At 71.2% G+C, this 21,755-nt stretch carries 20 protein-coding genes; 9 read left to right on the forward strand and 11 right to left on the reverse strand.

Annotated features, from left to right (window positions below; all coding sequences use genetic code 11):
• Positions 1–80: 80 nt before the first annotated feature.
• From tilS to folE, 4 genes are all read left to right on the forward strand, one after another.
• Positions 81–1,130: a tRNA lysidine(34) synthetase TilS gene (gene tilS, locus ABZT04_RS04770; RefSeq protein WP_356052921.1), complete on the forward strand. Its 1,050-nt coding sequence runs from the start codon at positions 81–83 to the stop codon at positions 1,128–1,130.
• A 65-nt stretch (positions 1,131–1,195) separates the two neighbouring features.
• Positions 1,196–1,756, forward strand: a complete 561-nt coding sequence (gene hpt / locus ABZT04_RS04775) for a hypoxanthine phosphoribosyltransferase (RefSeq protein ID WP_019064278.1) — start codon at positions 1,196–1,198, stop codon at positions 1,754–1,756.
• Between the two features lie 186 nt (positions 1,757–1,942).
• A complete protein-coding gene (gene ftsH, locus ABZT04_RS04780) occupies positions 1,943–3,976 on the forward strand; it encodes an ATP-dependent zinc metalloprotease FtsH (RefSeq protein WP_356052923.1) in 2,034 nt (677 codons plus the stop codon).
• Positions 3,977–4,109: 133 nt separating this feature from the next.
• Positions 4,110–4,715 (forward strand): GTP cyclohydrolase I FolE, encoded by a 606-nt coding sequence (gene folE / locus ABZT04_RS04785; RefSeq protein WP_356052925.1) that lies wholly within the window; start codon positions 4,110–4,112, stop codon positions 4,713–4,715.
• 5 nt (positions 4,716–4,720) lie between these two features.
• Here the strand turns inward: folE and ABZT04_RS04790 are convergent, their stop codons facing one another.
• The 6 genes from ABZT04_RS04790 to ABZT04_RS04815 all read right to left on the reverse strand — a co-directional run bounded on the left by ABZT04_RS04790 (position 4,721) and on the right by ABZT04_RS04815 (position 9,870).
• The gene (locus ABZT04_RS04790) at positions 4,721–5,209 is read right to left on the reverse strand and encodes a DUF3180 domain-containing protein (RefSeq protein WP_356052927.1); all 489 of its coding nucleotides are present in this window, start codon (positions 5,207–5,209) and stop codon (positions 4,721–4,723) included.
• 59 nt (positions 5,210–5,268) lie between these two features.
• Positions 5,269–5,880, reverse strand: coding sequence for a 2-amino-4-hydroxy-6-hydroxymethyldihydropteridine diphosphokinase (folK, locus tag ABZT04_RS04795; RefSeq protein WP_356052930.1), 612 nt, complete (start codon positions 5,878–5,880; stop codon positions 5,269–5,271).
• A complete protein-coding gene (gene folB / locus ABZT04_RS04800; protein WP_356052933.1) occupies positions 5,877–6,236 on the reverse strand; it encodes a dihydroneopterin aldolase in 360 nt (119 codons plus the stop codon). Before folB ends, folK begins: the two co-directional genes overlap by 4 nt.
• Positions 6,237–6,485: 249 nt before the next feature.
• Positions 6,486–6,989: a nuclear transport factor 2 family protein gene (locus ABZT04_RS04805; RefSeq protein WP_356052935.1), complete on the reverse strand. Its 504-nt coding sequence runs from the start codon at positions 6,987–6,989 to the stop codon at positions 6,486–6,488.
• Positions 6,986–7,894: a dihydropteroate synthase gene (gene folP / locus ABZT04_RS04810; RefSeq protein ID WP_356052937.1), complete on the reverse strand. Its 909-nt coding sequence runs from the start codon at positions 7,892–7,894 to the stop codon at positions 6,986–6,988. Before folP ends, ABZT04_RS04805 begins: the two co-directional genes overlap by 4 nt.
• A 164-nt stretch (positions 7,895–8,058) precedes the next feature.
• A complete protein-coding gene (locus tag ABZT04_RS04815) occupies positions 8,059–9,870 on the reverse strand; it encodes a phosphatidylglycerol lysyltransferase domain-containing protein (protein WP_356052939.1) in 1,812 nt (603 codons plus the stop codon).
• A 221-nt stretch (positions 9,871–10,091) separates the two neighbouring features.
• On the opposite strand from ABZT04_RS04815, the gene ABZT04_RS04820 reads away from it, so the two are divergent.
• Both ABZT04_RS04820 and ABZT04_RS04825 read left to right on the forward strand, forming a co-directional pair.
• The gene (locus tag ABZT04_RS04820; protein ID WP_356052941.1) at positions 10,092–11,222 is read left to right on the forward strand and encodes an alpha/beta hydrolase-fold protein; all 1,131 of its coding nucleotides are present in this window, start codon (positions 10,092–10,094) and stop codon (positions 11,220–11,222) included.
• A 101-nt stretch (positions 11,223–11,323) separates the two neighbouring features.
• A complete protein-coding gene (locus ABZT04_RS04825) occupies positions 11,324–12,571 on the forward strand; it encodes a hypothetical protein (protein ID WP_356052943.1) in 1,248 nt (415 codons plus the stop codon).
• A 7-nt stretch (positions 12,572–12,578) separates the two neighbouring features.
• Here ABZT04_RS04825 and ABZT04_RS04830 read toward each other — a convergent pair whose 3' ends face one another.
• Both ABZT04_RS04830 and ABZT04_RS04835 read right to left on the reverse strand, forming a co-directional pair.
• Positions 12,579–13,913 (reverse strand): PH domain-containing protein, encoded by a 1,335-nt coding sequence (locus ABZT04_RS04830; protein WP_356052945.1) that lies wholly within the window; start codon positions 13,911–13,913, stop codon positions 12,579–12,581.
• A complete protein-coding gene (locus ABZT04_RS04835; RefSeq protein ID WP_356052948.1) occupies positions 13,910–14,410 on the reverse strand; it encodes a PH domain-containing protein in 501 nt (166 codons plus the stop codon). The genes ABZT04_RS04830 and ABZT04_RS04835 overlap by 4 nt, the downstream gene beginning before the upstream one ends.
• Positions 14,411–14,441: 31 nt before the next feature.
• On the opposite strand from ABZT04_RS04835, the gene ABZT04_RS04840 reads away from it, so the two are divergent.
• Positions 14,442–15,593, forward strand: coding sequence for an NADH-quinone oxidoreductase subunit D (locus ABZT04_RS04840; RefSeq protein WP_356052950.1), 1,152 nt, complete (start codon positions 14,442–14,444; stop codon positions 15,591–15,593).
• Positions 15,594–15,611: 18 nt separating this feature from the next.
• On the opposite strand, the gene ABZT04_RS04845 is transcribed toward ABZT04_RS04840, so the two are convergent.
• A complete protein-coding gene (locus ABZT04_RS04845) occupies positions 15,612–16,607 on the reverse strand; it encodes an SAM-dependent methyltransferase (protein WP_356052952.1) in 996 nt (331 codons plus the stop codon).
• 118 nt (positions 16,608–16,725) lie between these two features.
• Here ABZT04_RS04845 and ABZT04_RS04850 point away from each other — a divergent pair, with 118 nt between their 5' ends.
• Positions 16,726–17,931: a sensor histidine kinase gene (locus ABZT04_RS04850; RefSeq protein ID WP_356052954.1), complete on the forward strand. Its 1,206-nt coding sequence runs from the start codon at positions 16,726–16,728 to the stop codon at positions 17,929–17,931.
• 81 nt (positions 17,932–18,012) lie between these two features.
• On the forward strand, positions 18,013–18,684 hold the full coding sequence (locus ABZT04_RS04855) for a response regulator transcription factor (protein ID WP_356052956.1): 672 nt from the start codon (positions 18,013–18,015) through the stop codon (positions 18,682–18,684).
• A 22-nt stretch (positions 18,685–18,706) separates the two neighbouring features.
• Here ABZT04_RS04855 and ABZT04_RS04860 read toward each other — a convergent pair whose 3' ends face one another.
• Positions 18,707–19,816: a DUF5937 family protein gene (locus tag ABZT04_RS04860; protein WP_356052959.1), complete on the reverse strand. Its 1,110-nt coding sequence runs from the start codon at positions 19,814–19,816 to the stop codon at positions 18,707–18,709.
• A gap of 734 nt (positions 19,817–20,550) precedes the next feature.
• Positions 20,551–21,747: a beta-eliminating lyase-related protein gene (locus ABZT04_RS04865; protein ID WP_356052962.1), complete on the reverse strand. Its 1,197-nt coding sequence runs from the start codon at positions 21,745–21,747 to the stop codon at positions 20,551–20,553.
• Between the last annotated feature and the right edge of the window lie 8 nt (positions 21,748–21,755).

The following is a 21,755-nucleotide window of genomic DNA, read 5'->3' on the forward strand; positions in this document are numbered from 1 at the left end:
CCGGTTCTGTCACCATCTACACACTCTGAGTGACCGAACCTCGGGCCAACCCCCCGAAAACTTCATGAAGGGAACCGGACATGGGTCCCCATCCTGCGGTCGCGGCGATACGCCTGGCGGTGCGCCGCGTCCTCCACGACATCCTCACCGACCACGAGGCCCTGCAGACAGCCGGCGCCTCCCGGCACCCCTCGCACGAGCGCCCGCCCTCGCCGCTCGTGCTCGTGGCGTGCTCCGGCGGCGCCGATTCCATGGCCCTCGCCTCCGCCCTCGCCTTCGAGGCCCCCAAGCTGGGCATCCGGGCCGGCGGCATCACCGTCGACCACGGCCTCCAGGCCGGCTCCGACCTACGTGCCGACGAGGTCGTCCTGCGCCTGCGCGAACTGGGCCTGGACCCCGTCGAGGCCACCACCGTGACCGTGGGCCGCGAGGGCGGCCCCGAGGCAGCCGCCCGGGACGCCCGCTACGCCGCCCTCGACGCCTGCGCCGCCCGCCACGGCGCTGCCGCGGTCCTGCTCGGTCACACGCGCGACGACCAGGCGGAAACCGTCCTGCTGGGCCTCGCCCGCGGCTCCGGCATCCGGTCCCTGTCCGGAATGGCGGCTGTTTCCGGGGGTCCGGGGGCCGCCCGCCGCTACCGCCGCCCCTTCCTGCACCTCGACCGGCAGACCGCCCGCAAGGCCTGCATGGTCCAGTCGCTGCCCGTCTGGGACGACCCGCACAACGCCGACCCCGCCTACACCCGCTCCCGGCTGCGCCACGAAGGCCTGCCGGCCCTGGAGAAGGCGCTCGGCAAAGGCGTCGTGGAAGCCCTCGCCCGTACGGCACAGCTCTCCCGGGACGACGCCGACGCCCTCGACACCTGGGCCAGCCAGGCCGAGGCCTCCGTACGCGATGCCACCGGCCTCCTGGAGTGCGCCAAGCTCTACGCCCTGCCGCCCGCCGTGCGTCGCCGCATCCTGCGCCGCGCGGCCATCCAGGCGGGCGCCCCGGCCGGTTCGCTGTTCGCCCGTCACATCGAGGAAGTCGACCGCCTGATCACCGGCTGGCGAGGCCAGGGAGCCATCAATCTCCCGGGCAAGGTCGTCGCCCGGCGGCAGGGTGGCAGACTGGTGATTCGGCAAGGCTGAATCGACACCCCCTCCGGACCTCCGGGGGCGGGACCAGGTAGTAGCCGGTGGGACGACCGAAAGTGATGCGGGTGGACGCGAAAGACATGGGTGACGACCTCCAGTCGGTGCTCATCACCAAGGAAGAGATCGACGCGAAGCTCGTGGAGCTGGCCGCGAAGATCGACGCGGAGTACGCGGGCAAGGATCTGCTGATCGTCGGTGTCCTCAAGGGCGCGGTGATGGTCATGGCGGACCTCGCCCGGGCGCTGTCCACCCCCGTCACCATGGACTGGATGGCCGTGTCGTCGTACGGCGCGGGCACCCAGTCCTCCGGTGTGGTGCGGATCCTCAAGGACCTCGACACCGACATCAAGGGCAAGCACGTCCTCATCGTCGAGGACATCATCGACTCCGGTCTGACGCTGTCCTGGCTGATCTCCAACCTCGGCTCCCGTGAGCCCGACTCGTTGAAGATCTGCACCCTGCTGCGCAAGCCGGAGGCGGCCAAGGTCGCCATCGACGTGGAGTGGGTCGGCTTCGACATCCCGAACGAGTTCGTCGTCGGATACGGCCTCGACTACGCGGAGAAGTACCGGAATCTGCCGTTCGTCGGTACGCTCGCGCCGCACGTCTACGGCGGCTAGAGCCACTCGGCCCAAGCCCGGTAAGACGATCGGGAACCCCAGCGGGTTTCGCGCCGTTGGAGCATGCAGACGCGTCTCCCAGCGGTCCTGTGCGGCTTCGGCCCACCATGCTGGGGTACCGTCAGAAGAACTGTCTTTATCAAACTCACTATGGCAGGAGGGACGGAGCGACTTCGCTCCGTATGGATGGACGTGAAGCGATACTTCCGTGGGCCGGTCATGTGGATCGTGCTGGCCGTCCTTGCCGTGGTCGTGTTGATGCAGGTCGTCGGCTCGTCCGGCGGCTACAAGACGGTGGACACCGGCCAGGTCGTCCAGGCGATCAATGACAACAAGGTCGAGTCGGCAAAGATCACCACCGGCGACGAGCAGACCATCAAGGTCACGCTCAAGGACGGCAACAAGGTTTCCGGCAGCTCCAAGATCCAGGCGAGCTACATCGGCGACCAGGGCGTGAACATTGCCGACACGCTGCAGACCAAGTACCAGGACAAGCAGATTCCGGACGGCTACACGGTCTCGCCGACGAAGCAGAACGCTTTCGTCGGGATTCTGCTGTCGCTGCTCCCCTTCGTCCTCATCGTGGTCGTCTTCCTGTTCCTGATGAACCAGATGCAGGGCGGCGGCTCCCGAGTCATGAACTTCGGGAAGTCCAAGGCCAAGCTCATCACCAAGGACACCCCGAAGACGACGTTCGCGGATGTCGCGGGCTCCGACGAGGCCGTCGAGGAACTGCACGAGATCAAGGAGTTCCTCCAGGAGCCGGCGAAGTTCCAGGCCGTCGGCGCCAAGATCCCCAAGGGCGTACTCCTGTACGGCCCTCCCGGCACCGGCAAGACCCTGCTGGCGCGTGCCGTCGCGGGCGAGGCCGGAGTGCCCTTCTACTCGATCTCCGGTTCCGACTTCGTCGAGATGTTCGTCGGTGTCGGTGCCTCCCGAGTCCGTGACCTGTTCGAGCAGGCCAAGGCGAACGCCCCGGCGATCGTCTTCGTCGACGAGATCGACGCGGTCGGCCGCCATCGCGGCGCCGGCCTTGGCGGCGGTCACGACGAGCGCGAGCAGACGCTGAACCAGCTGCTCGTCGAGATGGACGGCTTCGACGTCAAGGGCGGCGTGATCCTCATCGCCGCGACGAACCGGCCCGACATCCTCGACCCGGCCCTCCTGCGGCCCGGCCGCTTCGACCGCCAGATCGCGGTCGACCGCCCGGACATGCAGGGCCGTCTGGAGATCCTCAAGGTCCACCAGAAGGGCAAGCCGGTCGCACCGGACGTCGATCTGTCGGCCGTCGCGCGCCGTACGCCGGGCTTCACCGGCGCGGACCTGAGCAACGTCCTCAACGAGGCCGCCCTGCTCACCGCCCGCGGCAACCGCAAGCTGATCGACAACTCCATGCTGGACGAGGCGATCGACCGTGTGGTCGCGGGCCCGCAGAAGCGGACCCGGATCATGTCGGACAAGGAGAAGAAGATCACCGCGTACCACGAGGGCGGACACGCCCTGGTCGCGGCGGCCTCTCCCAACTCCGACCCGGTCCACAAGATCACGATCCTCTCCCGAGGCCGTGCTCTGGGCTACACGATGGTCCTGCCCGAAGAGGACAAGTACTCGACCACGCGCAACGAGATGCTCGATCAGCTCGCCTACATGCTGGGCGGCCGGGCGGCCGAGGAACTGGTCTTCCACGACCCGACCACGGGCGCCGCGAACGACATCGAGAAGGCCACCGCCACGGCCCGCGCGATGGTCACGCAGTACGGCATGACCGAGCGCCTCGGCGCGATCAAGTTCGGCGGCGACAACACCGAGCCCTTCCTGGGCCGGGAGATGTCGCACCCGCGCGACTACTCGGAAGAGGTCGCCGCGCTCGTCGACGAAGAGGTCAAGAAGCTCATCGAGAACGCGCACAACGAGGCCTGGGAGATCCTGGTCGAGAACCGTGACGTGCTCGACGCGCTCGTGCTCCAGTTGCTGGAGAAGGAGACGCTGAACAAGGAGCAGATCGCCGAGGTCTTCGCTCCCATCGTGAAGCGCCCGGCCCGCCCCTCGTGGACCGGCTCCTCCCGGCGTACGCCGTCCACCCGCCCGCCGGTGCTCTCCCCCAAGGAGCTCTCACTGACGAACGGGTCGAACGGCGCGGGCCCCGCGATCACCGCCGGTGCGACCGCCGAGTCCTCTCCCACGCTGGAGAAGGCCCCGGAGGAGCGCCCCGACAACTGACGCGAGTCTCACACGTCCCGAAATGGATGCCGCGCCCCCCTGGAATTAGCCTGGGGAGCGCGGCATTTCCATGTGCCCGCAACTGAGACGTGTGTCCCGCACACGCGTGACCCGCACAGGAACGAGGCACGACATGACCGACCCCGTGACGCTGGACGGCGAGGGAACCATCGGTGTCTTCGACGAGAAGCGCGCCGAGAACGCCGTGCGCGAGCTGCTGATCGCGGTCGGCGAGGACCCTGACCGCGAGGGGTTGAGGGAGACACCGGCGCGGGTGGCGCGGGCGTACAAGGAGATATTCGCGGGGTTGTGGCAGAAGCCCGAGGACGTGCTGACCACGACGTTCGACCTGGGGCACGACGAGATGGTCCTCGTGAAGGACATCGAGGTCCTCAGCAGTTGTGAACATCATCTGGTGCCGTTCGTCGGGGTCGCCCATGTCGGGTACATCCCGTCCGCCGACGGCAAGATCACGGGCCTGTCGAAGCTGGCCCGCCTGGTGGACGTCTACGCCCGGCGGCCGCAGGTGCAGGAGCGGCTCACCACGCAGATCGCCGACTCCCTGATGAAGATCCTGGAGCCGCGTGGGGTCATCGTCGTCGTCGAGTGCGAGCACATGTGCATGTCGATGCGGGGCGTGCGCAAGCCCGGCGCCAAGACCATCACGTCGGCGGTGCGCGGACAGCTCCGCGACTCGGCGACCCGTAACGAGGCGATGAGCCTGATAATGGCGCGCTGAGGCCGTCAGGTGACGGGGGTCGCCCCCGCCGTGTTGTTGTCGTCGTCCTCCGGGAGCTTGCACACGCGCTCCAGGAAGATCGCGGCCGCTATCACCGCGATGCCCGCCAGGACCGAGAAGCCGGCGTAGATCGCCTGGTCGCGGCGGGCCGGGATGTCCAGGGATTCCAGCAGATAGGCGCCCGTGCCGCCGTACATCCCGGCGACGAGGGCCGCGACCAGCGCGCTGGCCTGGCCGAAGACGACCGCGCGGGCCGCCATCAGCGGGTCGACCCCCTTGGCGCCCGGACGGCGCTCGCGTTGTGCCTTGAGGCGGGCGCGCAGGGAGAGCGCCGTGGCCACCAGGACCACGGCGATCACGGCGAGGACGATGGGGGCGGCCAGCGGGACACTGGGCAGGGTCCCCACCGCGCTCCACAGGCGCGCCCCCGCCCAGGACAGCACCCCGGCGACGACGAACACGCCGGCCAGCACCCTGATCCGCAGCTCTCTCACGGTGTTCCTTCAGCTCCCCGTGCCCGGTCCGGGCGTAGTGGTCGTCTCGACCTTAACGACTACTCGGGCAGCCGGAGTTCCAGATCCTTGCGCGCCGCGACACCCTCACGCGTCATGACGTCCAGGAGCTCGGCCACCGGGCCGCGGCCGGGCAACTGCGCCTCGGGCTCCACGTCGTGCCAGGGGGCGAGCACGAACGCCCGCTCGTGGGCGCGTGGGTGGGGGAGCGTCAGCACCGGGTCGTCGGAGACCACATCGGCGTACGCGACGATGTCGACGTCGATCGTGCGCGCGCCCCAGCGCTCCTCGCGGACCCGGTGGAAGGCCTCCTCGACCGCGTGCGCCCGCTCCAGCAGGGAGGACGGGGGCAGGGTGGTCTTGAGGACGACGACCGCGTTGAAGTACGACGGCTGGCTGCCGGGCTCGACGCCCCACGGCTCCGTCTCGTAGACCGGTGACACGGCCTTGATGCGGACGCCGGGGGTGTCCTCCAGGGCGTCGATGGCGCCCTGGAGGGTCTCCAGGCGGTTGCCGAGGTTCGAGCCGAGGGAGATCACGGCGCGCTTGGGGTTGCTGAGCGTGGTGTCGGCGGCGTCCACCTGCTGCACCACGGAGGCGGGCACCGGCTGGACGGTCGGGTCGCTGTGACCCTCGGTGAACGAGAAGGTCATACTCGGCTCCGGGTGATGGTGACGGTCACGTCGTCGAAGGGGACGGTGATCGGGGCGTCCGGCTTGTGGACGCGGACCTCGACCTCCTCGACCCCTTCGTGCTTCAGGCAGGTCTGCGCGATGCGCTCGGCGAGCGTCTCGATGAGGTTGACGGGCTCGCCCTGGACGACGGCCACGACCTCCTCCGCCACGACGCCGTAGTGCACGGTCTTCGTCAGGTCGTCGTCGGCGGCGGCCGGCCGGGTGTCCAGGCCCAGGACGAGGTCCACGATGAAGGTCTGGCCCTCCGCGCGCTCCCTGGGGAACACGCCGTGGTGGCCGCGGGCCTTCAGGCCGCTCAGCGCGACACGATCCACGCGAATCACTCCTGCAATCGTCGATGGTGGCCGGTTCGTACCGGGTGCGGGCGGTACACCGGCCTCGAACGAATCTACCTGCGGGCACTGACAATGCCGGGCCACGGAGGCGCGGGCACGGTCGGGGCCCGGAGGTTTCATCGAGCGTTTCCCCCGGGGAACCCGGTGGCTCATGGGTCGGTAGCCGCCCCTACCCGCGAGTTCGTGATTCCAACCACTTCTTGGTGCTGTGGGGGTGCGCCTACCCACTCAGGTGGGTGAGTCGTCGCTGTCGTCCTCGTCGTTTTCGGCCAGAACCGGGGACGCGTGGTGCGACCAGAGCTTCCAGCCCTCGGACGTACGCCGGAACACGTTCGTGGCGACCACGAGCTGGCCCACCAGCGGGCCCAGCTCATCGCTGTCGTCGGGGGACGGGCCGCCGCTGAGGATGTTCTCCGTGCAGGTCACCAGCGCGGTGTCGCCGGTCACCGAGACATGCACGTCGGTGAGGAAGAACTGGATGTACTCGGTGTTCGCCATGATCAGCGCGTACGACCGCAGCACCTCGCCGCGTCCGGTGAGCACCGGCCAGCCCGGGTGCACGCAGGAGATCACGCCGGTGTCCGCCGGGTCGTGGTACTCCTCGTCGACGCCCAGGTCGGCCGGGGTCAGCCAGAGCGCGGACAGTTCGTCGAAGTCGCCGCGCTCCAGGGTCTCGTAGAACGCGGTGTTGGCGAGTTCCACCTGCTCGACGTCGGTGTGGGGGGCGCTCACCGGGCTCCCTCGGAATTGGTGTGCGAGGCCGGGCGGGCGCCGGTGACGCGCGCCCCTTCGACGGCTCGGGCGACGCGTACGGCGTCCGCGGTGGCACGTACTTCGTGGACGCGCACCGCCCATGCGCCCGCGTGCGCCGCGAGCGCGGAGACGGCGGCCGTGGCCGCGTCGCGCTCGCGCGCGGGCGGGGGCGCTCCCTCGGTGCCGGCGAGGACCCGGCCGAGGAACCGCTTGCGGGAGGCGGCGACGAGCAGGGGGTGGCCGAGGGTGAGCAGACGGTCGAGGTGGGCGAGGAGGACGAGATCGTGTTCGGCGTCCTTGGAGAAGCCGAGGCCCGGGTCGACGACGACGCGGTCGGGGGCGATGCCGCCGGCGAGAACGGCCTCCACGCGTGCGTGCAGTTCGTCGACGACCTCGGTGACGACGTCCTCGTAGACGCCCCTGACGTTGCCGCCCTCCAGGAAGCCGCGCCAGTGCATGACGACGAAGGGGGCGCCCGAGGCGGCGACGACCGGGATCATCGCCGGGTCGGCGAGGCCGCCGCTGACGTCGTTGACGAGGACGGCGCCGGCGGCGAGGGACCGCTCGGCGACGGAGGCGCGCATGGTGTCGACGGAGACGGTGACGCCCTCGGCGGCGAGACCGCGGACGACCGGGATGACGCGCTTGAGTTCCTCGGCCTCGTCGACGCGGGTGGCGCCGGGGCGGGTGGACTCACCGCCGACGTCGACCAGATCAGCGCCCTCGGCAACCAGGCCGAGGCCGCGCTTGACGGCAGCCGTGGTGTCGAAGAAGCGGCCGCCGTCGGAGAAGGAGTCGGGGGTGACGTTCACGACCCCCATGACCGCGCACCGGTCCCACTCAGGAAGGCCCGCGACGCGCCCGCGTCCGCTCTGCTTGCTCATACGTTCAGCGTAGGCCCCGGGGGAGGGGCCGCGGCGCCGCGGGCCGAAGCCAAGGGCGCTGGTCCGGGCCAATCCGCCGCGCCGCGCGGGGTGGGACTCCGGGGCCGGTCCGGGCGTTGTCCCCCGCGCGGAGGCGGGGGTCTCGCGTGGGCCGGCCCCGTGGCTCAAGCCGCTCGTGCGTCCCTCTCCGCCACCGCGTGGGCGCAGGCCGGAGCCGTGGCCGTACGGCGCCGGAGGAAGCGCGGCAGCGGAAGGGCCAGGTTGACGAAGCCCTCGGCCTGCATCGCGGCGAAGCCGATGCGGGGGAGGTCGCCGGACGCCCTGTAGACGACGAAGCGGGGTTCCCAGCGGGGCTGGAACTTCGCGTTGAACTTGTACAGGGACTCGATCTGGAACCAGCGCGACAGGAAGACCAGCAGTCCGCGCCAGGCGCGCAGCACCGGGCCCGCGCCGATCTTCTCGCCGCGGGCGAGGGCCGAGCGGAACATCGCGAAGTTCAGCGAGACCCTGCTGATGCCGAGTTTCGGCGCCGCCTGGAGGGAGGCGACGATCAGCAGTTCGTTCATCCCCGGGTCCGCCGCGCGGTCGCGGCGCATCAGGTCGAGGGACATGCCGTCGGTGCCCCAGGGCACGAAGTGCAGGATCGCCTTCAGGTCGCCGTACTCGCCCGGCTGCTCGTCCGTCTTGTGGGCGGTGGCGATGAAGCAGTCGCCGTCCTCGGGGTCGCCGATCCGGCCGAGCGCCATGGAGAAGCCGCGCTCGGTGTCGGTGCCCCGCCAGTCCTCCGCCGCGCGCCGGATCCGCTCCAGCTCGCCCTCGCCGAGGTCACGTACACGCCGTACCCGGGTTTCGTAGCCGGCCCGCTCGATGCGCTTCACCATTTGGCGTACGTTGCGCATCGCGCGCCCGGCGAGCGAGAAATCCGCCACGTCGACCACCGCCTCGTCGCCGAGTTCGAGCGCGTCGAGACCGGTCTCGCGGGTCCACACCTCGCCGCCCGTCTCGGAGCAGCCCATGACGGCCGGCGTCCAGGAGTGGGCCTTCGCCTCGTCCATGAAGCGCTCGATGGCGCCCGGCCAGGCCTCCACGTCGCCGATCGGGTCACCGCTGGCGAGCATCACCCCGGACACGACGCGGTACGTCACCGCCGCCTTGCCGCTGGGCGAGAAGACGACGGCCTTGTCGCGGCGCAGGGCGAAGTGGCCGAGCGAGTCACGGCGGCCGTGCTTCTCCAGGAGGGCGCGCAGATGCGTCTCGTCCTCCGGGGTGAGGCGGGCGGCCGGGTGCTCGGGACGGAACGCGAGGTAGATCGTCGTCACCGCGGTCAGCAGGCCGAGCGCGCCCAGTGAGAACGCGACCGTCCAGGAGGTGCTGCCCTCGTAGTCGACAGGGCCCTCGAAGCCGAACAGGCCGTACAGGACGTGGGTGATCCGATCGGCCAGGCTCGGGTCGCCGACCATGCGCTTGGAGTGGACGCTGACGATGACCAGTCCGAGGACGAGGGAACCGGCGCCCATGAGCACGAAGTTGGCGAGCGCGCGCCACCGGCTGCGCGGGTCGGGCAGCGCCCGGAACTCGCCGCGGTGCAGCAGCAGCGGCGCGAGCAGCGCGGCCGAGATGACGACTCCTATGAGCGAGTGCCGGTACGCGAACTGCGCCACCGCACCCGCCGGCAGCAGGGCCACCGCGGCCCGCCAGGCCCGGCGCTTGCGCCGCCTGAGCCCGTGCGCGAGGAGCAGCAACAGCACGCCGACGCTGAGCGAGAGCGCCGCCGCGAAGGGACCGAGCGCGCCCGGCAGCACCTCCGCCATGGTGTGCATACGGCTGTGCCGGAAGCGGGGGAACACCCCCGCCGCGATGTCCAGCAGGCCGACCAGGGCACAGGCCCTGGCGACGAGCGTGGGAACGATTTCGGGGCGCGGACCTCGGACTATGCGCCGGACCCGGCCTGTTCGGCTCGGAACCCCACCCGACATTTCCCCATCTATCCTGACAGACATCGCATCCCGTAGTTCTGCGAGAGACCTTGGATCCGGGCCCGATTCGGGCATCCGGCGACATTGCGCCCTCTAGGACGGTGTCTAGGGGAAGGAGGTTCCTTCCTCACCGGAAAGCCGGTTCAAAGGCAGAGGAAAGCCCGGGGCAAACGCTCGCGAAAGTTGTGTGCCCTCGGCGGAAAGCGCAGGCGGGACAGCTCATGGGACTCACGAGCAACAAGGTATTGGTACTGGCGTTCGTGTGTGCCGCCCTGCTGTTCATCGGCACGGTGTGGCTGTGGCCGCGACTGGCCCGGCGGAACTGGCGGGCCGTCAGCGGACGCGTGGGACTGCTGCTGGCAACGCAGTCGGTGCTCTTCGCCTCGGTGGGCCTCGGCGCCAACCAGGCCTTCGGGTTCTACGCCAGTTGGTCCGACCTGTTCGGTAGAGAGACCGACCAGGGGGTCGTCGTCGACCACACCACGCTCCAGGGCGCCGGCGGACCCCTCCAGGTGGTCGGGACCCGGAAGGTGGACGCCCCGGGAGGCTCCACGCGGCCGCGCACCGTGGGCCAGGTGCAGCAGGTCGACATAGTGGGCCGTACGACCCACATCGCCACCCCCGCGTACGTCTATCTCCCGCCCGAGTACTTCCAGTCGCGGTACCGCACCCGCACGTTCCCGGCGACGGTCGTGCTCACCGGGTACCCGGGCACCGCCCAGGCGCTCGTCGACAAACTGCACTACCCGCGCACAGCCCTGCAGTTGGCCAAGGACGGCCGCATGCAACCGATGATCCTGGTGATGCTGCGGCCGACGGTGGCACCGCCGCGCGACACGGAGTGCGTGGACGTCCCGGGCGGGCCGCGGACCGAGTCGTTCTTCGCCAAGGACCTGCCCGACGCGGTAACGGCCCACTACAGGGTGGGCAGAAAACCCGGCAGTTGGGGCGTCATCGGCGACTCCACGGGCGGCTACTGCGCTCTGAAGCTCGCCATGCACCACCCCGGGGTGTACGCGGCGGGGGCCGGCCTGTCGCCCTACTACAAGGCACCGATCGACCCCACCACGGGCGACCTCTTCCAGGGCGACGAGACGCTGCGCAACGAGGCCGATCTGCGGTGGTTCCTCAAACACCGGCCCGGGCCCGACACCTCACTGCTCGTCAGCAGCAGCAAGGTCGGTGAACACGACTACAAGGACACCCTGGAATTCATCGACCTGGTGAAGGCCAAGAACTCCACCCGTATCGCGTCGATCATCCTGGACAGCGGCGGTCACAACTTCAACACCTGGCGGCGGGAGATCCCGGCGGCCCTTGAGTGGATGAGCGGACGGCTCGGTGACCGCTGAACGGTGAGAGTGACCTCTGAACCGCTGTGAGGGAATAGGGGTGGCTGTGTTTTTACCGGGCGGGGCACCATCATTCGCCTACGCGCGGTAAGTTTCTGGCCATGCCACGTGGACGTCACCGCCATTCCCCGCCGTTGCACCGGCTGTTGCCCCCCTCGGCGATCGCAGGCGTGTCGCTCGTCTGCGCCTTCGGGCCATGGGTCTTCTCGCAGGCGGCCGCACTGCGGATAGTCGCGGCGATCGCCGCCGCGACCGCGCTCGTCGGGGCGGCGATCATGCGCCGCTGGGACACTCAGGCGGGCAAACAGGTCGCCGACCTGGTACGCGCGCGTACGAGCGACGAGTGGCGCTACGAGGAGCGGCTGGCCGAACTCGAGTCCGACCTCGACGAGTCGCGTGAGCTGCGGATCAAGCTGGAGCAGAAGCTGCGCGCCAGGCGCACGGAGCTGGCGGGCCTGCGCAACGAACACGCGGCGCTGCTGCGCCGGTACGCCACCGCGGAGACCGAGCGCGCCAGCGCCCTGGAGGGCCGCCGCCTGCTGGAGATAGAGGCTGCGGAACCCGCGCGCGCGTTGCCCGCCGCTCTGGCCAGGGGCGACGACGAGACCTCGGCGGACGCGGACCTGGACATGGATCTCCAGGACGACGATTTCGCGAACGACGACACGGACGACACCGGGGCTGTGGCTGCCCCGGTCGAGGCCGAGGAGTCAGAAGAGCCCGAGGCCGAGGTCGTCGAGGAGGAGGAGCCCGCGGTCTCCACGGTGTTCTCCCCGGAGGGGTCCAAGCTGTTCCTGCGGGCCAAGGCGGCGCTGGTCCGGCTCGACGACAGTGAGGCCGGGGTGCCCGCGCCGAGGGACGAGGACTCCGCGCAGGCCGAGCCCGCCCCGGTGACGTCCGACAGCGGCCCCGCCGAGTCGGAGGCCGCGCAGGAGGACGAGGCGGAGGGGAAGCCCGAGGCGGTCGACGGGCACGAGCACGCGGCCGCCGTCCCTCCGGTCGCGAAGTCCGCCCAGCCCGCGCACCCGTCGGGGCACTTCACCGTGCCGACCGCGGTCGCCGTCGTACCGGCCGCTCCTGTACGGCGACCGGTGACCGAGGGCGGGTTCGACTTCTTCGGCATGCAGAAGGGCGCGTCGTCCGCCGACATGGACGCCGTGCAGAACGAGGATCTCGCCGACGTCGTGGGCCAGGAGGCCCTCGCGGTGCACAAGGCCGAGGCGGAGGCGGAGTTCAAGCCGGCCGACGACCGGTCGCGCGGTGTCGGCGCGGTCCAGGTCATCGACCTGACGGCGCACGACGAGACCGAGCAGATCAACCTCCCCGGCCTGCGCAGCGCGGCTTCCTGACCGGGCCTCAGGCCATCCAGCGGTCGGGCCGCGCGTCCCTGCGGCCCGTCCGCGACCGCTCGGCCTGCCCGCGGAGCAGCTCCGCGGCCTCCTGAGCGTCCCGCAGCCGGGCTGTGACGGTCTTGTTGGCCCCGGTGTCCACATGCACCTCGGCAAGCCGCCAGAGCCGCTCCCAGGGCCCCTGCTTCAGCCGTACGCTCTGCACCTTCGCGTGCGGCACCAGCGCCACGCTGCGGCGGAGCAGCCCGTGCCGGGCCACGAACACCGAGTCGGTGACCGCGAGGCCGTGGCCCCGCCACCACAGCGGCAGGCACCGGCCCGCCCGGCGCGGCGGCCGGGACAGCGCCGAGCGCGGGGGCACCGTCACCCCGGGCAGCACGCGCGCGACGACCGACTCGGCGATCTCGCGCGGAGCGACCGGCACCAGCACCGAGTTGGACGACCCGGCCACGTCCAGCTCGACCCGCACCCACCCGCGCCGCCGCCACAGCAGCGGCTCCACGATCCGCACGGTCTGCACCCGCCCCGGCGGCACCGTCTCGTGCGTGCGGTCCAGCAGCCCGTGGTCGATGCGCAGCCCGTCCGGGGACTCGCCCACGGTCCAGTCGTACTCGCCGACGAACCGCCCCACACTGCTCGCGCCCGCCGCGCCCAGCAGCGGCAGGGCGGTCGCCAGGACCGTCCACACGCTGTGGGTGGCCAGCCAGAGGAGCGGCGGTACGACGAGTGCGGCGGCCAGCGATCCCCAGGTGGCGCCGGTCAGCACCAGGGACACCGCGAGCACGCCGGCCGGCACGTGCAGCAACTGCCGCGCGGGCGCCTCGCCGACCTCGTGCGCGGTCTCCGGCGCGAACCCGGCGGCCCGCGCGAGCAGTTCGGCCCGCAGCGCCCGCGCCTCGTCCTCCCCGAGAAAGGCGAGTTCGTCCTTCTTGTCGGTCCCTACGACGTCCAGCTTCAGCTTGGCGACGCCCGCCACGCGCGCGAGGAGGGGCTGTGTCACGTCGATCGCCTGGATGCGCTCAAGGCGGATGTGCGCGGTGCGCCGGAACAACAGGCCGGTCCGGATGCGCAGTTCGGTGTCTGTCACCGCGAAGTGGGTGAACCACCAGGTCAGGAAGCCGTACAGGGCGGCGGCCGGCACGAACACGGCGAGCCCGATCAGGAGCGTGACCGTGGTCAGCCGGGTGAGCTGCTCCTGCGCCTGGTTGGGGTCGTGCACCGCCCACCCGATGATGACGGCGACCGGCGCCCACGCCCGGCGCAACGGCGTCACCGGGTGCAGCCGCCGTTCCACGAGGGGTACGTGTGCGGCTACGTCCTTCTCGGTGCCCGGTGTCGTCACAGCCCCGCCGATCGGGCCTCGCCCAGCTCGGTGAGCCGGTCGCGCAGTCGTTCGGCCTCGGCCGGGACCAGCCCCGGGATCGTCGCGTCGGTCGCCGCGGCGGCCGTGTGCAACTGCACGCTCGCCAGCCCGAAGTGCCGCTCCACGGGCCCCGAGGTCACCTCCACGAGCTGCATCCGCCCGTACGGCACGATCGTCTCGTGGTGCCACAGCACGCCCCTGCTGATCAGCAGGTCGTCGGCGCGCTCGGCGTACTTCCAGGAGCGCCAGTTGCGGCCCAGCAGCACCCAGCCCCACGCCATCAGGCCGAGCGGCAGCAGCGCGAACGCCGCCCAGCCGGCACCGGCGAACAGTCCCAGCGGCACACCCAGGGCCACCGCCAGCAGCCCCAGCCACACCACCAGCAACAGCCGTCGCAGCTTCAGCAGCCCCGTCGGCAGCCCGGTCCACACCGGCTCGCGCGACGCGTCGTCCCGCGCGGCAGTCCCCGTTTCCATGGGGCAAGCGTACGTACGAGACACTGTGTCCATGACTCCCACGACGGAGACCACGGTCGGGATCGGCGGCGCCGCGGAGAGCACCGACATGGTGCTCAACATCGGCCCCCAGCACCCCTCCACACACGGTGTGCTGCGCCTGCGGCTCGTCCTCGACGGCGAGCGCATCCAGCACGCGGAGCCGGTGATCGGCTATATGCACCGCGGCGCCGAGAAGCTCTTCGAGGCCCGCGACTACCGCCAGATCATCATGCTCGCCAACCGCCACGACTGGCTGTCGGCGTTCTCGAACGAGCTGGGCGTGGTCCTCGCCGTGGAGCGGATGCTCGGCATGGAGGTTCCCACGCGCGCGGTGTGGACGCGCACCCTGCTCGCCGAGCTGAACCGGGTGCTCAACCACCTGATGTTCCTGGGGTCCTACCCCCTGGAACTCGGCGGCATCACCCCGGTGTTCTACGCGTTCCGCGAGCGCGAGGTCCTCCAGAACGTCATGGAGGAGGTCTCCGGCGGGCGCATGCACTACATGTTCAACCGCGTCGGCGGCCTCAAGGAGGACTTGCCTGCGGGATGGGCCTCCCGCGCGCGTGAAGCCGTCGCCTCGGTGCGCTCCCGGATGGACCGCTTCGACGACCTGGTGCTCGGCAACGAGATCTTCCGGGGGCGCACCCGGGACGTGGGCACCCTCTCGGCCGAGGCCGTGCACGCCTACGGAGTGAGCGGGCCCATCGCGCGCGCCTCGGGCGTCGACTTCGACCTGCGGCGCGACGAGCCGTACCTCGCGTACGGCGAACTCCAGGACACCCTGAAGGTCGTCACCCGCCAGGAGGGCGACTGCCTGGCCCGCTTCGAGGTGCTCCTGGAGCAGACCCACAACGCGCTTGACCTCGCGGACGCCTGCCTCGACCGGCTCGCCGAGCTGGAGCCCGGCCCGATCAACCAGCGGCTCCCGAAGGTCCTGAAGGCGCCCGAGGGGCACACGTACGCGTGGACCGAGAACCCGCTCGGGATCAACGGCTACTACCTCGTCAGCAAGGGCGAGAAGACCCCGTACCGGCTGAAGCTGCGCTCGGCGTCCTACAACAACATCCAGGCGCTCGCGGTGCTGCTGCCGGGGACGCTGGTGGCGGACATGGTGGCGATCCTGGGGTCGTTGTTCTTCGTGGTCGGGGACATCGACAAGTAGCGGGCGATTAGCGGCTGTTCACGGTCGGTCGAGCGGGTCCTGGATTTCGACCGGTTGTACGAGCCAGCCGAAGTCGCCGAGGCCGCCCGGTGCGGTGAGTTCGGCGGCCTCTCCTGCGCTCGCGAGGGCGCGTACGTACTCCGCCGGGTCGGTGGAGGCCAGCGTGAGCGGGGGGCGCGCGCCGGTGATGCCCAGGGTGTGCAGGGCGGCGCGTTGGGTGAGCAGGCGTGCGCCGGGGAGTGCGCAGGCGTCCAGGGCGACGTGCGCGGTGAGGTCGCACGAGCCGTCCGGCACGGGTGCCGTCTCGCGGCCCTCGCGGAAACCGGTGAGGGTGCCGAACGGGGGGCGGGTGTCCAGGGTGTGCGCGTAGTCGACGGCGATCGCGAGTCCCCGGTCGACGGCGGCGACGGCGGACGCCCAGGCGGTGTCCCTGGGGAGGCCGATCTCGGCGCGCAGCCCCTCCTCGGGCGGCTGTGGCCACCACCGCGCGAGCCACTCGGCCTCCGCGCGGGGGAGGGGTTCCCCTAGCCGCTCGGTCCCGTCCTCCCGTACGAGCACGAGGCGCGGTACGCCGGTGGAGTCCACCTCGGCGACCTCCACGGGCACGTTGTCCAGCCACTCGTTGGCGAACAGCAGCCCCGTGACGCCCTTCGGCGGCTCGGTCCGCCACTCGACGCGGGGATCGAGTCCCCCGGGGCGGTCGGCGAGCTCGACGCCGCACGCACGCACGCGTGCCGCCACTTCGGCGGGCAGGGCGGCGAGCACACCGGTCACCAGCTCGCCGCGGCCCGCGCCGAGGTCCACGAAGTCCAGCGCATCCGGCCCCTCCAGTGCCTCGTCCACCCGGCACAGCAGTCGCGCCACGGCCTCGGCGAAGAGCGCCGACGCGTGCACGGACGTACGGAAGTGCCCGGCGGGCCCCTCGGGCCTGCGATAGAAGCCCTCGGGGCCGTACAGGGCGTCCTCGGCCGCCGCCCGCCAGCCGCGCCAGCGGCCCGAGGTGTCTTCCGTCACGCGGCCAGACTAAGTGCACAGGACAACGGGGCCTCCACCTTGGGGAGTACGTCGGGCGTATACGGATCGATCCTCCGGTTGACCCCCGCACACCGCACGCGTCCCTACGCTGGGTTACGTGCAGCGCCTCTATGACTTCCTCCGCAGACACCCGACATGGGTCGACACCTTCTGGGCTGTCTTCCTGCTGGGGCTGAGTGGCGTGAGCATCGTCGGTGTCCACTACTCGCCGGGCCACCACGAGTCGGCCGTCGGGCCGGCGGTGGTGTCCGTCGTGATGTGTGCCGCGATCGCGCTGCGCCGCCGGTGGCCGGAGAAGATGCTCGTCCTGGCCAGTGCGACGGGCCTCGTGCAACTGGTCCTCGACATCGAGCCCCAGGTGGCCGACTTCGCCATGCTGGTGATCGTCTACACGGTCGCCGCGGTCGGGGCCCGCTGGGCCTCCCGCGTCGCCCTGGCCGCAGGTCTGTCCGCGGCGACCTTGGCGCAGATCCGCTGGCCCCAGGAGCACACCAACTCCCTCGGGCTGATCGCGCTGGCGATCTTCCAGACGGTGCCGTTCGCGCTGGCCTGGGTGCTGGGCGACTCGATGCGCACCCGGCGCGCGTACTTCGCGCAGTTGGAGGAGCGCGCCGCCCGGCTGGAGAAGGAGCGCGAGGCGCAGGCCAAGGTCGCGGTCGCCGCCGAGCGCGCCCGGATAGCCCGCGAGCTGCACGACGTGGTCGCGCACAACGTGTCGGTGATGGTGGTCCAGGCCGACGGCGCCGCCTATGTCCTCGACTCCGCGCCGGACCAGGCCAAGAAGGCCCTGGAGACGATCTCCTCCACCGGCCGCCAGGCCCTCGCCGAGATGCGCCGCCTGCTGGGCGTGCTGCGCACCGGCGAGCACAAGGAGGTCGGGGAGTACGTTCCGCAGCCGGACGTGGAGCAGATCGACGACCTGGTCGAGCAGTGCCGTACGTCCGGACTGCCCGTCGACTTCAAGGTCGAGGGCACCCCGCGCCCGCTGCCCAGCGGCGTCGAGCTGACCGCCTACCGGATCGTGCAGGAGGCGCTCACCAACACCCGCAAGCACGGCGGCCCGAACACGGGCGCCAGTGTGCGCCTGGTCTACTTCGACGACGGTCTCGGGCTGCTCGTCGAGGACGACGGCAAGGGCGCCCCGCACGAGCTGTACGAGGAGGGCGGCGCGGACGGCCAGGGGCATGGTCTGATCGGTATGCGGGAACGGGTCGGCATGGTCGGGGGCACCCTGGACGCGGGCCCGCGCCCGGGCGGCGGCTTCCGCATCAGCGCGCTGCTGCCGCTGAAACCCGCGCACTGACCCTTCGTACGCCGAGCGCTGACACCTGTAACGAACAGTTGAACGACCTTCAGACCGAACGACGGAACGGAAGAGGACCCGATGACGATCCGCGTGATGCTCGTCGACGACCAGGTGCTGCTGCGCACCGGGTTCCGGATGGTGCTCGCCGCCCAGCCGGACATGGAGGTCGTCGCGGAGGCGGGCGACGGCGTCGAGGCCCTCCAGGTGCTGTCCGCGACCGCGGTCGACGTGGTGCTGATGGACGTCCGGATGCCGAAGCTGGACGGGGTGGAGACCACCCGCCGCATCTGTCAGGGCGAGAACCCGCCGAAGGTGCTGATCCTGACCACCTTCGACCTCGACGAATACGCTTTCTCCGGGCTGAAGGCGGGTGCCTCCGGCTTCATGCTCAAGGATGTGCCGCCCGGCGAGCTCCTCACCGCGATCCGCTCGGTGCACAGCGGGGACGCCGTGGTGGCGCCCTCCACGACCCGCCGGCTCCTGGACCGCTTCGCCCCGATGCTGCCCGCCACCGGCAAGGAGCCCCAGCGCAAGGAACTGGAGCGCCTCACCGAGCGCGAACGCGAGGTCATGATCCTGGTCGCCCAGGGCCTGTCCAACGGCGAGATCGCGGCCCGCCTGGTGCTGTCCGAGGCGACGGTGAAGACCCATGTCGGCCGCATCCTGACCAAGGTCGGGCTGCGGGACCGGGTGCAGGTGGTCGTCCTGGCCTACGAGACGGGGCTGGTGCGGGCGGGCGGGCACGGTTAGACGCCTGGCCGCCCGGTGCGGGTCATCTGAGGATGCCCTCCAGGAAGTCGCTGCCCAGGCGGGCCACCATCGTGACGTCCAACTGGTGCAGGACATAGCGGCCGCGGCGGCGGGTCGTGATGAGGCCGGCCTTCTTCAGGACGCCGAGGTGGCGGGATATCTCGGGGGCGGTCATGCCGTGCACCTGGGTCAGCTCGCCGGTGGTGAACGCGCTGCGGGCGAGGCTGCGGCACAGGCGCATACGGACCGGGTGGGACAGGGCGGTCATCCGCAGGGTCAGCAGCTCCACGGAGGTCGGTGCCGTGGGCCTGGGCGCTCCCACGGGGTAGTGCACGACGGGCTGCCAGCCGTACCGGTACAGGACCGTCAGGTGCGGCCAGCCCAGGCTGGTGGGCACCAGGAGGAGGCCACCGTCCTGGGTCGCCGTACGGCCGTCACCGAGCTTGTCGACCGTGATCCGGGTGGCGCCCTCGTCGAGGGTCATCGCGGTGGACACCGACGCCAGCGCCTCCGCCAGGCCCTTGCGGCGCAGGAGGTCCGTCTTGTGGCGGGCGTCGGCCGCGAGCTGGTGCTCCATCCGGGACCAGGTCTCCGCGAAGAACGCCTCGTCGCAGTCCTCCAGGAACTGCCTCAGCCAGGCCCTGGTCCGCGGCGGGTCGGCCAACAGCCGCTCGGTGAAAGCCAGTTGATGCGGACCTCGCGCGGCCGCCTGCTCCAGGGCGCGCCGCTGGATCCCGGTGTCGGTGAGCGGGCCGGGTCCGCCGGTGCTGTAGGAGATCGCGCAGGTGGTGAACTCCAGTGCCGCGTCCACGAACTGCTCGTCCGTCAACTTGTCCAGCAGGTCCAGCTCCTCGGCGAGCGTGGCCCCGGGGAGCGTGCTCCGGCCCGGGATGCCCGCGTACGGCAGGAACAGGTCGGAGAACGTCGACCGCCACAGGAAGTCCGCCTCGCACATCCGGTCCGCCAGATGCGGATCGAGCCGGGCGGTGACGCCGGTGACCCACCCCTGGAGACCGGGATGGTGCCCCGGCTCGGACATCGCGTGCAGCGCCATGCACAGCTCGCCCAGCGGCGAGGGTGCGAAGGTGATCCGCTCCGGCCGCAGCCCGGTGATGTCGATATGCACGCTCATGCCCCCATCGTGCACCCCGCCACTGACAACGCCTCCGTCGTTTGACGCCGCCCGTCAATCGACGCGACAGCCGGCGGGTGGGGGCTGCGGCTGGGGGTTCGTGCGGCTTGCTGCGACCGGTTCGGCCAGGCTTCTGCCGCCGCCCGGCGCCCACGATCGGCGGACCGCCCGCGAGCTGCGCTCCTACCGCCAGTTCCGCGCCGCCGTCGCGGAGCGCTCGGCCCCCGGCCGCTGCGGCGACTCCTGGGCCGGTGGCTGCGCCTGGGACGCGGGGTTTGCTGGGGCCAGCCCCGGCGGCTCGGCTCGGCGAGGCTTCCGCCGCCACCTGGCGCGCACCTCCGGCGGACCGCCCGCGAGCTGCGCCCCTACTGCCGGTTCCGCGCGGCCGTCGCGGAGCGCTCGGCTCAGGGTCGGCTACGGCGGTCCTGGGCCGGTGCTGCGCCTGGGGGCGCGGGGCCCGCAGAGACCGGCCCGGCGGTTCGGCGAGGGCCTTCCGCCGCCGCCCGGCGCCCACGATCGGCGGACCGCCCGCGAGCTGCGCGCCTACCGCCAGTTCCGCGCCCGCCGTCGCGGAGCGCTCGGCCCCCGGCAGGCTACGGCGACTCCTGGGCCGGTGGCTGCGCCTGGGGACGCGGGGTTTGCTGAGACCGGCCCGGCCGCTCGGGTCGGCAAGGTCCTTCCGCCGACAGGCCCAGGAGCGCCTGCGAGGGCCCTGGGGCGCTGGCCCCGCCCCCTCAGCCCCCTGTCTCCTCCTTGAGCCGGGTCACGAAGTTCGTGACCGCTGTCTTCACGTCCTCGGCCGTCCACTCCAGGCCCGCTGCCCGGACGTAGACCTCGGTGACCGCGAGCCCCGGGCCCTTCGTGTCCCAGGGGTTGGCGAAGAGGGCGGTGCTCGTCTCCTCGGACTGGCGGATCGCGGCCTCCGCGAGGGTGTCGGGGTCGTAGGGCAGCCAGACCTGGAACTCGTTCGTGTGCGGCCGCTCGGGGTGGACGCGCGTCCAGGGCACCCCGGCCGCGGCGAACCCCTCGCGCAGCGCCTCGGCGACCACGCGCGCGTGGGCCACGTATGCGGGCAGCCGGGGCAGCTCCCGGTCCAGGCCCGCGAGTGCGGTCAGGGCGGTGGGGAACTGCTGGAAGACCGTGCCTCCGTAGCGGTGCCGCCAGGTCTTCGCCTTGTCGATCAGGGTTTTCGGGCCGGCGAGCGCGGCACCGCCGAGGGCGTCGAGGGACTTGTAGAACGACACGTAGACGCTGTCCGCGAGGTCGGCGATCTCGTCGAGCGGGCGGCCGAAGTGAGGGGCGGACTCCCACAGGCGGGCCCCGTCGAAGTGGACCACCGCGTCGCGTTCGCGGGCGGCCTCGGCGACGGCGGAGAGTTCCTCCCAGGAGGGCAGGACGAAACCGGCGTCCCGGAGGGGCAGTTCGAGCATCAGCGTCCCGAAGGGCTCGGGGAAGTCGCGCACCTCGTCGGCGGTGGGCTGCCGGGGCTCGGTCGTCACATGGACGGGGCGCAGGCCGGCGACCTGGCTGAAGGCGTCCCGTTCGTGCACTTCGGGGTGGGCGAGCGGGTGCAGGGCGACCGTCGGGTTGCCGGTACGGCCCGCCCAGCAGCGCAGGGCCACCTGCTGGGCCATCGTGCCCGTGGGGAAGAACGCGGCGGCCTCCTTGCCGAGGAGTCCGGCGACCCGCTTCTCCAGGGTCTCCACGACACCGGTGCCGTACATGTCCGACGCCTCGTCCAGGTCGTACAGCTCGGCCGCCTCCTGGACGAAGGCGAGCCGCTCCCGGAGGGGGCCCAGGAAGCCGAGGCGGGCGAGTGCGCGCTCCGCGTTCCGGTTCGCGTCGATGCGCCGCTTTCGGCGCCCCAGGATCCGCTCCTCCTCCGTGGTCGGCTCCGCCCGCTCTTCGCCCCGACCCGCCCTATCACTCATGCACCGGA

Source organism: Streptomyces sp. NPDC005492, from assembly GCF_040605995.1.
Taxonomy (GTDB): Bacteria; Actinomycetota; Actinomycetes; order Streptomycetales; family Streptomycetaceae; genus Streptomyces.